The sequence below is a fragment of the Mycobacterium sp. Aquia_213 genome (assembly GCF_026625985.1).
Taxonomy (GTDB): Bacteria; Actinomycetota; Actinomycetes; order Mycobacteriales; family Mycobacteriaceae; genus Mycobacterium.
The window spans coordinates 5,721,671-5,736,087 of the sequence record NZ_CP113116.1 but is presented as its reverse complement, the minus strand read 5'-3'; the positions used below and the strand labels follow the sequence as shown (position 1 = coordinate 5,736,087).

The window sequence follows — 14,417 nt, the reverse complement described above, 5'->3', positions numbered from 1 at the left end:
CATATGCGCTGGCCCTGTTCTCGCTGGAAAGGATGCCCATGGGACGTGCTCGAATGACTGTCACCCGCTGGGCGGTCGCCACCATTGCGGTCGGCATCGCGATCACCGGCTGCGGCAACAGCGGCAAGACTTCGGCCCCGCCGTCCAACAGCGCCGCGACTTCGGCGGTAAGCACCCCGACCGGACCTCCCCCGGATTACAGCGCGTTGCTGATCCAGCCCGGCGATGTGGGCGGCGACTACACCGCGCCGCAACCGCCGGTGCTGAATTCCAACAACACGACCGGTGTCTCGCAACTGTTCGTCAGCGCCGACAACAGCCGGCGAATCGGGGACACCGTCTTGGTCCTCCCCGATCTGTCGACGGCCGCGGCCGCTCTGGTGAACACCAAAGCGAACTACGCGAAGAAGGTCACCGGCACCTGGCAGCCCGTCGATATCGGCTCGAACGGCACGATGATCTCGGGCACGTCGTCGGACAATTCGCAGTCCATCGCGGTGTTGTTGTTCACCGAGGGCAGGGCGCTCATCGCTCTCGAATTCGACAGCGCGCCGAATGACCCGATCGATCCGGCGACCGCCGTCGACGTGGGCCGCAAGCAGGCCGCCGCCGTCAAGAACGGTTTGCACAGTTAGCCTTTCGGGCTAGACCAGCCCGAGCAGCCGCAGATCGGCGACGTACTTCTCGATCAGCTGCGCCGACAAGTGCGGAATATCTTTGTCCGCACCAATTTTGGCCGCCTGCACGGCCGCCCGGAACACGTCCGTCGGCGCCGGTGCGCCGCGCAGCGGTTGATCGGGCTTGCGGTAAGCGTCCAGCAATGGCAGCACCGACAGCTGACGCTGCTTGTCGGGCAGGGCCCGAATAGCGGTCTCGAATCGGTGCAGCCATTCGTCGTAGTCGTCGATACGCCGGATGTCGTAACCGGCGGCGACCAGCCAGTCGACGAATACATCCAGCGAGATGCCGTCGTCGTGCGGGTTCATCACGTCGAAGGACCGATAATTGCCGGAATCCTCGGTGGCCGTTGCCGTCTGTTCACCGAGTGTGGTGACGGCTTCCGCCACGAAGTCGGCGGGCAGGCCGTCGAAGTGCGCGACGGGCCGGTTTCCCTGCGCGTCGGGCTGGTAGAAGGAGAACGGCGCGATGCCGGTCACCAGCAGACTAAATATCAACCGGGTGAACATATCTGGCACGTTCAACTGTCCGGCGTACTGGCTGTGCGCAAGGATCAGGTCGGATCGGAAGACCGCGACCGGCAGGCCGCACAGATCATGTGCCTCGCGAAGCAGAACCTCACCGCCCCACTTGCTGTTGCCGTACCCGTTGGCGTAGCTGTCGTCGATGGGCCGCACCGCGCTGACGGAGCGGATGTCGCCATCTTCGAGGAACTTGGCGGGCTCGACCGACATGGCCACCGATACGGTCGAGAGGTAGGTGATCGGCGTGATTCGGGCCGTGATCGCCAGGCGAATCAATTCGGCGGTGCCCACCACGTTGGGGCCGAACAACTGGTCGTAGGGCAGCACGTGGTTGACCAGTGCCGCCGGGTGCACGATCATGTCCACGTCGTGTGCAAGACGGTCCCAAGTCGCCTGATTCAGGCCAAGATTCGGCTCTCCGATGTCGCCGACGATGACCTCGAGGTGGTCGGCGGCCAGCCTCCGGAACCGCTCCAACAACTGCGGATCCCCACTGTCGTAAACCGTCTCCAGCCGCTTGGTGGCAGCTACGGTGTCCGTGCCGCGGATGATGGTGATGAGCTTTCCGCCTCGTTCGGCAAGCCGCTCAAGCCATTCCAGGGTCAGGAAGCGGCCGAGGTAGCCGTTGGCGCCGGTGAGAAGCACCGTGTGCGGTGTTCCGGTGGCGTGGGGCAGCTTCGGGGCTTCGGCCAGGGTTGCGGCGTCGATGAACTTGTCCAGGGTGAGCTCGGATGCGCGGACCTCGGTGACGCCGCGGCCGTGCACGGTCGAGAACGTGGGCCGCTTGGAGCCGGATTCACGCTCGGATTCCACATATTCCGCGAGTTGGCGCAGATCGGATGCCGGGTTGATGATCTGGCCGACGGGCACCTCCACATCGAAGATGTCCTGCAGCAGGTTGGAGAAGGTCAGCGCGGACAGCGAGTCGCCGCCCAACTCGAGGAACTGGGCATCCGGTTGCGGCGGGCCGCCGGCCAAGCCCAGTAACGCCTCGGCGGCGCGCGTCAGGGTGTCTAGCACCGGCCGGTCGGCGGCACCTTCGCGCAGCGCGCGCAGCTCGGCTGTCCGGGTGGCGGCGAGTTCGGCGTAGAGGTCTTCGAGCCGCTCACCGTAGTGTTCCTTGAGCTTTGGCCGCAGCAGCTTGCCGACCCCCGACAGCAGGCCGTTGTCCTCGCTGAACGGCTCGGTCTCGACCAGAAAGTCCGCGGGCACTTCGTAGGACTGCAGCTCCGCGAGTTTGGCTGTGCGGCGCAGAGATTCGCTCAGCGCGGCCTTCAGGCCGTCGGGATCACCGGCGAATCGGTCTTCGGCTTCGAGCGTCGGGACCACGACGGCCAGCAGGTAGGGTCGTTCGCTGTTGCCGTAGACGAAGGCCTGCCGCACCAGGGCGGCGCCGCTGAAGACTGCCTCCAGCTGTGCCACCGCGACGAATTCGCCTTGCGCCAACTTCAATACGTTGTTACGCCGGTCGACGTAGACAAGGCGATCCGGTCCAATCTCGGCCATCACGTCACCGGTGCGGTAGTACCCGTCCGGGTCGAACGCGTTCGCCGTCACATCGGGTCGCTTGAAATATCCGCTGAATGCGGTCAGCGACTTCACCAGCAGCTCGCCGCGCGGGTGGGGTTTGTCGGTGTGGAAGTAACCCAGCTCGGGCACGTCGATCAGTTTGTAGTCGAGAATCGGCGGCCGGGTCACCACACCGTCCTTGAACACCATCCCGACCTCGGTCAGGCCGTAGCCGTCCAGTACGTGCACGTCCAAGCACGACTCGATGAAGTCCTTCATCTCGGCGGCCAGCGGCGCGGTGGTGGAGAAGCTGGTGATCACTCGTCCACCCAGAAGCTGTTCGCGCAGTTCGGCTTTCGCCTGCGTGTCGGCGTCCTCGGGTTCGGCGCCCTGCCCGATCAGCCGCTCCACCGCGCTTTGGAAGCGCTGGTACAACATCTCGACCACCCGCGGGACCATGCCCATTTCGGTGGGGCGCACCAGATTCCAGTCGTCGAACAACGTCGACAGGTCACTCTCCGGCACAAAGTAACTGGTGCCGCCGGCCTGGAACGACGAGGCGAGCGGTATCCGTCCGCCGACGTGGTTGAGCGGCATGAAGTTGACGTTGATCACCGGCACGTCGGCGAACGCCGGGTAGAGCTCGTTGGTCCACAGCTTCAACACCATGCGCTCGGTGTACATCGCGCCCTTGGGCAGCCCGGTGCTCCCCGAGGTGTACATGATCAGGGCCAGGCGCTCGTCGGTTTCGCCGGTGTACATCGGTTCCGGCGGCAATGCCCGGCCACGCTCGACCAATTCGCCGAAGGTCTCGATGGTCACCGCCAATCCGGCGTCGGCCAGCTTCGCCTGCGCGCGCTCCAAGTTCTCCCGCTGGTCGTCAATCTCCGGTTGGTAGTCGAAGACCACCAGGCGCCGCAACGACGTGCTGCCCAGCGCCGCCTCGACGGCGAGGTCGAGATATCCGGCTCCGGTGGCGAGCACCTGGGGTTCGATTTCGGCAACGATGGGCTGCAACCGAGAGGCCGTGGCGTTGTGTTGTAGCGGTACCGCCACCAGGCCGAGGTAACCGGTCACCAGATCCAGCGTCAGGTATTCGGGGCTGGCGAAACCGAGGGTGGCGACCACGTCACCCGGCGTCACCGGGTTGGCCTCGTCGCGTCGCCATGCTGTGGCGACGGCGCGGACGTTCGCCCACAGATCGCGGTAGCTGATGGTGTCGAATCGGTGCAGCAGCCGGGAGCCGGTGCGGCCGGTAGCGGGATCGGTCGTCAACTCACGGGCGCGCCACCCCAGTGCGGGGCGGTCGCCGTAGCCCTCGACGAACATCTCCAGGATCTGCGGCAGCCGAAGGCCGGGCTGTCGAGCCGCTGCCTCGAGCGCGAGATCGGGCTTGGCGTTCCGGTATTGCTCGTCGGTGGCCTCCACCTGGCGAATGCGCTCGGCGGCTCGTTCTCGTGCCGAGGCCTGCGGATCCGTGACGGTGTCTTTCTCGCGCTTCGCATCAGTAGTCATGTCCACCCTCTCGTTCGGACCGCTCCCTAGCGCCAACGACCCGCCCGCTACGACTCTTCCACCGGGTGAGTGTGACCGTCCCCACACCCGTGCCGGGTGTCACGGCCGGCGCGGCATCACGGCCGCGTCAGAGATTTGCCGGCGTAACCGGGACTGCTACGCGACGACCTGGATGGGGTCGCCGACGTTGACGTTGTTGAAGTACCACGCGGCGTTGTCCGGGCTCAGGTTGATGCAGCCGTGGCTGACGTTGGCGTGGCCCTGCGAGTCGACGGACCAGGGTGCCGAGTGCACGTACACGCCGCTCCAGGTGACGCGAACCGCATACTGAGCGGTGATCTTGTAACCATCCGGGGCACTGAGCGGAATGCCGATGGTCCGCGAGTCCATCACCACGCTGCGTTGCTTCTCGAGGGCGGTGAAGTTGCCGACCGGTGTCGGGCGGGCGGGCTTACCCATCGAGGCGGGCATCGTGCGCAGAATTTCCCCGTCCCGACTCACGGTGAAGGTGTGGCCGGAGATGCTGGCAACACCCAGGAATGCGTCGCCGGTGTCGAAGCCCGTCGTCAGCTCTTGCACGCCCACCGAAACGTGGCTGTGGGCGGGCCAGTACTGGTTCGGAACCCATTGCACGACATTGTTCTCGGGCCACTCGAAGTGTCCGGTGATGCTACTGGGCGAAGCGACGTGGATGGACCGTTCGACGGCGGCGCGGTCGGTCACCGGTGCGGTGAATTTCACGACGACCGGGTGCGCAACTCCCACCACGGCGCCATTGGCCGGCAAAATCGAGGCCACCACAGGGGTTGGTTCGGGTACCGGCACGGAGGCGACCGCCTGGGAGCCGGAGCCCATCACGCCCAAGCCCGTGATCGCGACCATAACAAATAGATAACGAACCCCACGACGCATGGCGTCAACCCTCCGATACGGTGCGATCAACACGACGATATTCTACTGGCAGTCTGACCATTACGGCTTTTAGCAAACAATGACACTCCCGCCCGGTCTCCACGGTAACGATCCGATCACCGGTTGAGTTCGATCCGCACAACCCGACTTGCTGGACTTGCCGGGCAGCGGCGCGCCGATGCTGTTGAACGCAAACACTATTCGTGGGCAACGGTCAGCGGGCCAGCCGAACGCGGACGCTTGCCGGAATCAAGAATGTTAACCTCAGCGGCATCGGTGCCGCCAGGCCGAGGAGGTGCGGGTGCTCTTTCGTCAGCTGGAGTACTTCGTCGCGGTCGCCCAGGAGCGCCACTTCGCCCGGGCCGCCGAGAAGTGCTACGTATCGCAACCCGCGCTGTCCGCCGCGATCGCCAAGCTGGAACGTGAACTGAACGTCACACTGATCAACCGCGGGCACAGCTTCGAAGGCCTCACCCCCGAAGGGGAGCGACTGGTCGTGTGGGCCAAGCGGATTCTGGCCGAGCACGATGCGTTCAAGGCCGAGGTAGACGCGGTCCGGTCGGGGATCACCGGGACGCTTCGGCTGGGCACCGTGCCCACCGCATCGACCACGGCATCCCTGGTGCTGTCCGCCTTCTGCTCGGCGCATCCATTGGTCAAGGTGCAGATCAATTCCCGGTTGGCCGCGACCGAACTGTACCGGCGCTTGCGTGAATTCGAGCTCGACGCCGCCATCGTGCACGCCTCGCCCGATGACGCGCACGATGTGGACCTGGTGCCGCTTTACGCGGAGCGCTATGTGCTGCTGTCGCCGGCGGACATGTTGCCCTCGGCCGCGCCGACGTTGCGGTGGCCGGATGCCGCGCAGCTGCCGCTGGCATTGCTCACCGCCGACATGCGGGATCGCCAAATCATCGACGAAGCCTTCGCCGGCCACGGCATCACCGTCACCCCGCAAGTCGAAACCGACTCGGTGGCTTCACTACTCGCGCAGGTCTCCTCCGGTAACTGGGCATGCATTGTTCCGCACACCTGGCTGTGGACCTCGCCGTTGGGTGGAGATATTCGTGCGGTCGAAATGGTCGATCCGGTCGTGAAAGCCGAGATTACGTTGGCCACCAACGCCTCCGGGCCCGGATCACCGGTTGCCCGGGCGCTCGTCGCGTCCGCGCAGCAGCTCTCGCTCGACGAGTTCTTCGACGCCCAGCTGCTGGGGGTTACGCGCCGGCGCTGACCGCGGGCTTCCGGTTGGCCGCGCTGGTCGGGTTGAGACTTGCCAGATGTCCGCTCTCCACCCCGGCCGCCGGGTCGAGTTCGCAATCGATCAGCGACGGCCCGTTCGACGCGAGTGCCTCGGTCAGCGCCGACTGCAGCTCGGCCGGGGTGGTGACGTGATATCCCTTGCCGCCGAATGCTTCTGCGAGCAGTTCGTGCCGCGCACCGGCGTTGAGCACGGTGGGGGCGGGACTGTTCCCGGTGGGCTCCTCGTCGCCGCGGTACACGCCGCCGTTGTTGAGTATCAGGACCGTCACCGGTAGTCGGTAGCGGCAGATGGTCTCGATCTCCATGCCGCTGAAGCCAAATGCGCTGTCCCCCTCGATCGCGACGACCGGTCGCCCCGTCTCGACCGCGGCGGCGATCGCGTAGCCCATGCCGATACCCATGACCCCCCAGGTTCCGGTGTCGAGGCGGTGCCGCGGTAGCTCCATATCGATCACGTTGCGGGCCAGGTCCAGCGCATTGGCCCCCTCATTGACCACGTAGACATCCGGATTCGCTTGCAGCACCGAACGAATCGCGCCAAGTGCGTTGTAAAACCGCATCGGGTGCGGATTTTCGGCGAGACGCTCGCTCATCTTGGCGTCGTTGCGTGCTCGGCGATCGGCCAGCTCGTCGGTCCATTCCGTCGGCATTGCGATCGGACGGGTGGCCAGGCCGTCGCGCAACGCAAACATCACCGACCCGATGTCGCCGGCCAGCGGCGCCACGATGGGCTGGTTGCTGTCGAACTCCGACGCCGCGATGTCGACCTGCACGAACTTGGCGTCGGCGGCCCATTGCGGCGACTCGCCATGGCCGAGTAGCCAATTCAGCCGCGCACCGACCAGCAGCACCGCGTCGGCACGGGCGATGGCCAGCGAGCGGGCGGCCGCCGCGGACTGGCGATGCGAATCCGGCAACAGCCCCTTGGCCATCGACATCGGCAGAAACGGAATTCCGGTGGACTCGACGAAATCCCGGATCACGGCGTCGGCCTGCGCATACGCGGCGCCCTTGCCGAGGACGATCAGCGGCCGGCGCGCCCGCGCGAGCACGTCCAGCGCACGATCGACCGCCTCCGGCGCCGGCAGCTGGTGGGGCGCGGGATCGATGACCCGCCAGACGCTCTCGGCTCCCGCCGCGGCATCCATCGCCTGGCCCAGCACCGCGCCGGGGATGTCGAGGTAGACACCGCCCGGCCGGCCGGAGACGGCGGTGCGGATCGCGCGTGCGATGGCGCGCCCGATGTCCTCGACCCGCTCGACGCGGTAGGCCGCCTTCACGAAAGGCCTTGCGGCATTGAGCTGGTCCAGGTCCTGGTAATCGCCGCGCTGCAAATCGACCAGCGCCCGATTGCTCGAACCCGAGATCTGGATCATCGGGAAGCAGTTCGTGGTGGCGTTGGCCAGTGCGGGCAGGCCGTTGAGAAACCCGGGTCCGGATGTCGTCAGGCAGACCCCGGGGCGGCGGGTGAGAAACCCGGCGGCCGCGGCGGCATTGCCGGCGGAGGTCTCCTGCCGGAAACCGATGTACCGCATCCCGGAGGCCTGCGCGACGCGGGCGAGGTCGGTGATCGGGATGCCGACGATCCCGTAGATGGTGTCGATGTCGTTGGCTTTGAGGGCATTGACAACGAGGTGGAACCCGTCGGTCAAGGCAGCGTCTTCCGAACCTGCCGGTGCCCCGGTCGACGATGTCGAAAGTGTGGTCATGTCCCGACTCCTCGCGTCTTTGTGCCTGTCGTCCTTCACTGTGGTCCGGCTGCCCCGCCGCTGTCCAAGACCAAGCCACTATGCAGCGATTCACGATGGTTATCGACCGCTGGCCAGCCGTTCGATAGTCACCGATTATCAATCGTGAGCTGAACAGTATTGGACGAAGAGTGAGGTTTCTCGGCATCGTGCAATCAGGTGCTGTTACACATGCGAGAAGGCGGAAGGACCACGGCGATGTCTGACTTGATCACCCCGGAGGCGGAGTTGACCGACGAATCCCCGAGCATCGCCGATTTGGTCGCGGCGGCGGCAATCCGCGACCCGGAGGCGACGGCGCTCGTCGCCACCGCCGATCGCACGCCCGTCAGCTATGGCGAGCTGGTCCGGCTGGTCGACGACCTGGCTAAGCAGCTGAAGGACGGCGGTTTGCGGCCGGGGGACCGGATCGCGTTGCGGTCCGGCAGCAACGCCGAGTTCGTCGTCGGCTTGTTGGCGGCGTCTCGCGCCGGGCTGATCGCGGTTCCGCTGGACCCGGCGTTGCCCGTCGGCGACCAGCGCGCCCGCAGCGAAGTCGCGGGCGCGGGCGTGGTGCTCGTCGACGGCGAGGGCCCGGGGGACAGCCAGGAGCCCGACCTGGTGTGGTGGACGATCGCGGTGACCGTCGGCGGCGATGGTGCTCCGTCGTCGGTGCGGCTGGATGCGCCGGCGGCGCCGAATCCAGACGTGACGACGCCCGACGGCCTCCAGGACGACGACGCGATGATCATGTTCACCGGCGGGACCACGGGCATGCCGAAAATGGTCCCGTGGACCCACACGAACATCGCCAGTTCGGTGCGGGCCATCATCGCCGCCTACCAGCTGGGCCCGGCGGACGCGACGGTCGCGGTGATGCCGCTCTACCACGGTCACGGCCTGATCGCCGCGCTGCTGTCGACGCTGGCATCCGGCGGGACCGTGTTGTTGCCCGCGCGCGGGAAGTTCTCGGCCCACACCTTCTGGGACGACATCAGCGACGTCGGGGCCACCTGGTACACCGCGGTTCCGACCATTCACCAGATTCTGTTGGAGCGCGCCAAGACTGGGCGGCCGGACGGCGGAGGGCCCGCGCTGCACTTCATCCGCAGCTGCAGCGCTCCGCTCACCACGGAAACGGCGCAGGCCCTGCAGGACACCTTCGGAGCAACCGTGGTGTGTGCGTTCGGGATGACCGAAGGCACTCATCAGGTCGCCACCACGGGCCTCGAACAAAGCGAAAACCCAGCCGAGACAACGGGTCTCGTCGGACGGTCGACCAGTCCGCAGATCCGGATCGTCGCGCCCGACGGTCAATCCCTTCCGCCCGAAGCCGTCGGCGAGGTCTGGCTGCATGGCCCGACGGTAGTGCGCGGCTACCTCGGCGACCCGGCGATCACCGCCGCCAACTTCACCGACGGCTGGCTGCGCACCGGCGATCTCGGTTCGCTTTCCCCAGCGGGTGATCTGAGCATCCGCGGGCGGATCAAGGAACTCATCAACCGTGGCGGCGAGAAGATTTCACCGGAGCGCGTCGAGGGCGTGCTGGCCAGCCATCCCGACGTCCTGGAGGTGGCCGTGTTCGGGCTGCCGGACAAGATGTACGGCGAGACGGTGGCCGCGGTGGTCGTCGCGCGGGGATCGAGTCCGCCCAGCCCCGAGGAGCTCACGGAGTTCTGCCGGGATCGGCTGGCGCCGTACGAGATGCCCGGCACCTTCCTGCACGCGAGCGAACTGCCGCACACCGCCAAGGGTTCATTGGACCGCCGTGCCGTGGCCAATCAGTTCGGCGGCGCCTGACGCTGAGAAGGACTGTGCGGCAGCCTCACTGGCTCGACGACGTCACGTTTCCCCACGCGGCGCGGGCACCGGAATCGCCGACTCGGTAGGTCTGTACCAGGGTGGCCACGGCCGCGATGACCACCAGCACCCCGACGACGGCGTGCAGTGTGAGTTTCATGTCCACGCCGCGCGCCTCACGCACGTGCAGGACGGCCAATGCCGTGACCGTCGCCGCCAGTGCCGCCACGATGTAGATCAGGGTGGAGCCGAGTTGCTCGTGGTTGGTGAGCACCGGCGACGGCGCACCGATGCGCGCCGATAACCAGACGCCCGCGGTGGTCGTCAACGGGGTCAAGACCAGCGTGCCCACCGCCAGCAGCAGAACCAGCCAGATCAGCCGGCGCCGCGCCGCGGGCCACACCACACACAGGATCGCCAGAACCGCGGCCAGCGGACCTAGGACAACGACGAAATGATTGAGCAGGATATGGGCAGGCAGTCCGTTGAATGTCGACATGCTCGAATCCGGGGCTCCCAATCTGGCTGTTTATCAGGTGCTTTCACACACTAGCCGTCAGCCGGGTCGCGGCGGACTCCGGCATCGGCTCGTAGCGGGCAAACGTTCGGGTGAAGGACGCGGCGCCATGCGCCAGTGAACGCAAATCGATCGCGTACCGCGTCAGCTCGACCTGAGGCACCTCGGCCCGCACCACCGTGCGTTCCTGTCCAGCGGTATCGGTGCCCAGCACGCGGCCGCGCCGACCCGACAAGTCGCCCAGCACCGCGCCGACGAAATCATCGGGCACCAGTACCGAGATCTCGTCGATCGGTTCGAGCAGGGTCACCTTCGTCGCGGCGGCCGCTTCGCGCAGCGCCAGCGAACCCGCCATCTGGAACGCGAAGTCCGACGAGTCCACGCTGTGGGCCTTGCCGTCGAGTAGGGTGACCCGGATGTCGACCACCGGGTAACCGGCGTGGATACCCTTTTCCATTTGGGCGCGGACGCCCTTTTCCACGCTCGGGATGAATTGCCGGGGTACCGCTCCACCGACCACCTTGTCGACGAACTCGAATCCGGAACCCTCCGGCAACGGCTCCACATCGATGTCGCACACCGCGTACTGGCCGTGCCCGCCGGACTGCTTGACGTGGCGACCGTGGCCTTTTGCCTTGCCGCCGAAGGTTTCCCGAAGCGGGACGCGCAGATCGACCGTGTCCACGGTGACGCCGTATCGGCTGGCCAGCCCCTCGAGGACGACGCCGGCATGGGCCTCGCCCATGCACCACAGCACGATCTGGTGCGTTTCGGAGTTCTGCTCGATCCGCAGTGTGGGGTCCTCGGCGGCCAACCGGCCCAGCCCGACCGACAACTTGTCCTCGTCGGTCTTGGCATGGGCCGCAATGGCGATCGGGAGCAGCGGTTCCGGCATGGCCCACGGTTTCAGCACCAGGGGCTCGGCCTTGTCGGACAGGGTGTCGCCGGTTTCGGCGCGGCTGAGCTTGCCGATCGCGCAGATGTCGCCGGCCACCACCGCAGGTGCGGGTCGTTGCTGCTTGCCCAGCGGAAAGGACAGCACCCCAATGCGTTCGTCCTCGTCGTGATCGGGGTGAGTATTTCCGTTTCCGTTGACCTCCCCGAAAAAGGACGAAAAATGGCCCGACACATGCACCGTCGTGTCGGGCCTGATGGTCCCGGAGAACACCCGGACCAGGCTGACCCTGCCGACGTACGGGTCAGACGTCGTCTTCACCACCTCAGCCAACAATGGTGCTTCGGCATCACAGGCCAGCTTGGCATGCGGAGCGCCGTGCGGCGTAAACACCTCGGGCATCAGATGTTCCATCGGAGACGGGAACCCGCGGGTGGCGACCTCGAGCAATTCCAGGGTGCCGACACCGGTGCCGCTGCAGACGGGGAGCACCGGGAAGAACGACCCGCGGGCAACGGCGCGCTCCAGATCTTCGATGAGCACCGCCTCGTCGATCTCCTCACCGTCGAGATAACGGTCCATCAGGGACTCGTCCTCGGATTCCTCGATGATTCCCTCGATCAGCGTGCCGCGCGCTTCCTTGATCCGGTCGGCATCCGAGGGATCCGGCGGCCCGACCGTGCGGGTGCCACCGGAATACTGGTAGCGCTGCTGGGACAGCAAGCCGATCAGGCCTTCGCAAGATGGCGAGCCGGTCGGCAGGTAGAGCGGTAAAACCTTGTCGCCGAACGCGTTTTGCGCGGCCTGCAGCGCTTCCATATAGTTCGCGCGGGCGTGGTCGAGTTTGGTAATCACCACGGCGCGGGGCATGCCGACTTGGCTGCATTCCTGCCAGAGCGACTTGGTCGGTTCGTCGACGCCTTCGTTGGCCGCGATCACGAACAGCGCGCAATCGGCGGCCCGCAGTCCGGCGCGCAGCTCACCGACGAAGTCGGCGTATCCGGGCGTGTCGACCAGGTTGATCTTGATGCCGCCGTGCGACAGCGAGGCCACCGCGACGCCCACCGAACGCTGCTGACGGATCTCGGCGTCGTCGTAATCGCAGATGGTGCTGCCGTCGGTCACCGATCCTGCCCTGGTCAGCACGCCGCCCGCGACGAGCAGGGCCTCGACCAGGGTCGTCTTGCCGCCTCCCGAGGCGCCCACCAGGACGATGTTGCGGACATCGCCAGGACAGTTCGCGGTGGGAGCGGCCCCTGTGCCCGCCGAAGCGTTCGCCTTGTCCGCCATGACCTGCCTCCACTTCGCTCGGTCGGGCACGGTGTGTCCTAGCTCACAGAACGTATTAGGCAACCTTTCTCCCAACTGCGGCCCAATTCAAGGCCCGGACCAGCCACAATTGCCCGTCGCGACGCGCCCGCTCAGGCGTGCCAGCTCGACCAGCGGTGTACCGCCACCGCGATGACCGGGCCGTTCAGCGAAACCCATTGATACTGAGGGTATTTGGCGCGCAACAGCCGGTAGCCGGTGTGCATCGCCGCGCCGTCGGAGTGAATGGAAGCCGCCCCGTCGACGCGGACCCACCACAACTGCGTCCAATCGTCGGCGTAGTGGTCGACGAGCAGGCTGACCTGTGCGTTGCCCGCGATGTTCGCCAGCCGGCGCAGCCGCTGGGTGGTTTTCGGTTTCGCGTCGATCGCGGTGTACACCATGTCGGGGGCGTCGGCTGTAGCGGCCTCGCGGACCGCGAAAACCACCGGCACCAGGTGCGGTTTTCCGTCGGGCGAGCTGGTTGCCAGTCGCGCCACCGGGGACCGGGTGAAGCTGGCCTTAGGGTCGAATTCGCCCACCGTGCCAGCTTAGGGGCGCAATTGCCGATCGGCGTTGGTGCGGCTTGGACTAGCTACCTGCATTACGGTGAGGTACACAAAATTGTGCGGTCCAGACGCAGAGGCTGGGCCGCTTCTGGTTCGCACCCCGATGCAGGGAGGTACGGGATGAGCAAAGGGCACCCCCGCTCAGTCTGGTGGTCATGGCTGGTCAGCGTGCTGGCAGTGGTCGGACTGGGCCTGGGCCTGACCACGGTCCCGGCAGCCGCATCGCCCTCGACGCTGGCGACCGACCGGTTCCGCGACGCCCCGATGTTCCCGCTGGACATCGCCTCGCAGGTCGGACCGCAGGTCGTCAACATCAGCACCCGGTTCGGCTACAACAACGCGATCGGGGCTGGAACCGGCATCGTCATCGATCCCGGCGGCGTGGTGCTGACCAACAACCACGTGATCTCGGCCGCCACCGACATCAGCGCGTTCGACGTCGGCACCGGTCAGACCTACGGCGTCGACGTGATCGGCTACTCCCGCAGCGCCGATATCGCGGTGCTGCAGTTGCGGGGCGCGGGCGGGCTGCCGTCGGCCGCCATCGGTGGCGGCGTCGCGATCGGCGAGCCGGTCACCGCGCTCGGCAACACGCACGGCCAGGGGGGCGCTCCCAGCGTGGTGCCCGGCAAGGTCGTCGCCCTCAACCAGACCGTCTCGGCCACCGACACCCTCACCGGCGCCGACGAGACGCTGGGCGGGTTGATCCAGGCCGACACCGCGATCAAGCCCGGCGACTCGGGTGGGCCGCTGGTCAACAGCGCCGGGCAGGTGGTCGGGGTGGACACCGCCGCCACCGACAGCTACAAGATGTCCGGCGGCCAGGGCTTTGCCATCCCGATCGGTCACGCGATGGGCGTGGCAGGTCAGATCCGTTCCGGCGCCGGTTCCAACACCGTGCACATCGGCCCGACGGCCTTCATCGGCATGGGCGTTGGCGATAACGGCGGCAACGGCGCGCGGGTGCAGCGCCTGGTCGACGGCGGTCCCGCCGCGGGCAGTGGCATCGCACCCGGCGACGTCATCATCGCGGTCGACAACGTGCCGATCAACGGGCCCACCGCGATGACGGACGTGCTCGTCCCGCACCACCCCGGCGACGTCATCACGCTGCACTGGCGCGCCGCTCAAGGCGGCGACCGCAGCGCCCCGGTCACCTTGGGCGATGGGCCTCCGGCCTGATCCTGACCCGCATACTTG

Annotated in this window: 10 protein-coding genes; 4 read left to right on the top strand and 6 right to left on the bottom strand. The window is 66.6% G+C overall.

Features of this window, described 5'->3' with window-relative positions; all coding sequences use genetic code 11:
* Positions 1-53: 53 nt before the first annotated feature.
* Positions 54-635, top strand: coding sequence for a hypothetical protein (locus LMQ14_RS26840; protein ID WP_267732623.1), 582 nt, complete (start codon positions 54-56; stop codon positions 633-635).
* A 9-nt stretch (positions 636-644) separates the two neighbouring features.
* On the opposite strand, the gene car is transcribed toward LMQ14_RS26840, so the two are convergent.
* A complete protein-coding gene (gene car, locus LMQ14_RS26835; RefSeq protein WP_267732622.1) occupies positions 645-4,226 on the bottom strand; it encodes a carboxylic acid reductase in 3,582 nt (1,193 codons plus the stop codon).
* A 156-nt stretch (positions 4,227-4,382) separates the two neighbouring features.
* A complete protein-coding gene (locus LMQ14_RS26830) occupies positions 4,383-5,138 on the bottom strand; it encodes a L,D-transpeptidase (protein ID WP_267735696.1) in 756 nt (251 codons plus the stop codon).
* Positions 5,139-5,439: 301 nt separating this feature from the next.
* On the opposite strand from LMQ14_RS26830, the gene LMQ14_RS26825 reads away from it, so the two are divergent.
* Positions 5,440-6,372, top strand: coding sequence for a LysR family transcriptional regulator (locus LMQ14_RS26825; RefSeq protein WP_267732621.1), 933 nt, complete (start codon positions 5,440-5,442; stop codon positions 6,370-6,372).
* Here the strand turns inward: LMQ14_RS26825 and oxc are convergent.
* On the bottom strand, positions 6,356-8,110 hold the full coding sequence (gene oxc, locus LMQ14_RS26820) for an oxalyl-CoA decarboxylase (protein ID WP_267732620.1): 1,755 nt from the start codon (positions 8,108-8,110) through the stop codon (positions 6,356-6,358). The two genes, LMQ14_RS26825 and oxc, sit on opposite strands and share 17 nt — an antisense overlap.
* A 237-nt stretch (positions 8,111-8,347) precedes the next feature.
* On the opposite strand from oxc, the gene LMQ14_RS26815 reads away from it, so the two are divergent.
* The gene (locus LMQ14_RS26815) at positions 8,348-9,928 is read left to right on the top strand and encodes a FadD7 family fatty acid--CoA ligase (RefSeq protein ID WP_267732619.1); all 1,581 of its coding nucleotides are present in this window, start codon (positions 8,348-8,350) and stop codon (positions 9,926-9,928) included.
* Positions 9,929-9,953: 25 nt separating this feature from the next.
* Here the strand turns inward: LMQ14_RS26815 and LMQ14_RS26810 are convergent, their stop codons facing one another.
* From LMQ14_RS26810 to LMQ14_RS26800, 3 genes are all read right to left on the bottom strand, one after another.
* Entirely contained in the window at positions 9,954-10,427 is a 474-nt protein-coding gene (locus LMQ14_RS26810) for a DUF2231 domain-containing protein (RefSeq protein WP_267732618.1), read from the bottom strand.
* Positions 10,428-10,470: 43 nt separating this feature from the next.
* Positions 10,471-12,630, bottom strand: coding sequence for an elongation factor G-like protein EF-G2 (locus tag LMQ14_RS26805; RefSeq protein WP_267732617.1), 2,160 nt, complete (start codon positions 12,628-12,630; stop codon positions 10,471-10,473).
* Positions 12,631-12,761: 131 nt separating this feature from the next.
* Complete coding sequence (locus LMQ14_RS26800; RefSeq protein WP_267732616.1) at positions 12,762-13,190, bottom strand: TIGR03668 family PPOX class F420-dependent oxidoreductase; 429 nt, start codon at positions 13,188-13,190, stop codon at positions 12,762-12,764.
* A 147-nt stretch (positions 13,191-13,337) separates the two neighbouring features.
* Between LMQ14_RS26800 and LMQ14_RS26795 the strand changes: the two genes are divergently transcribed.
* Complete coding sequence (locus LMQ14_RS26795; protein WP_267732615.1) at positions 13,338-14,399, top strand: S1C family serine protease; 1,062 nt, start codon at positions 13,338-13,340, stop codon at positions 14,397-14,399.
* The last annotated feature ends 18 nt before the right edge of the window (positions 14,400-14,417 follow it).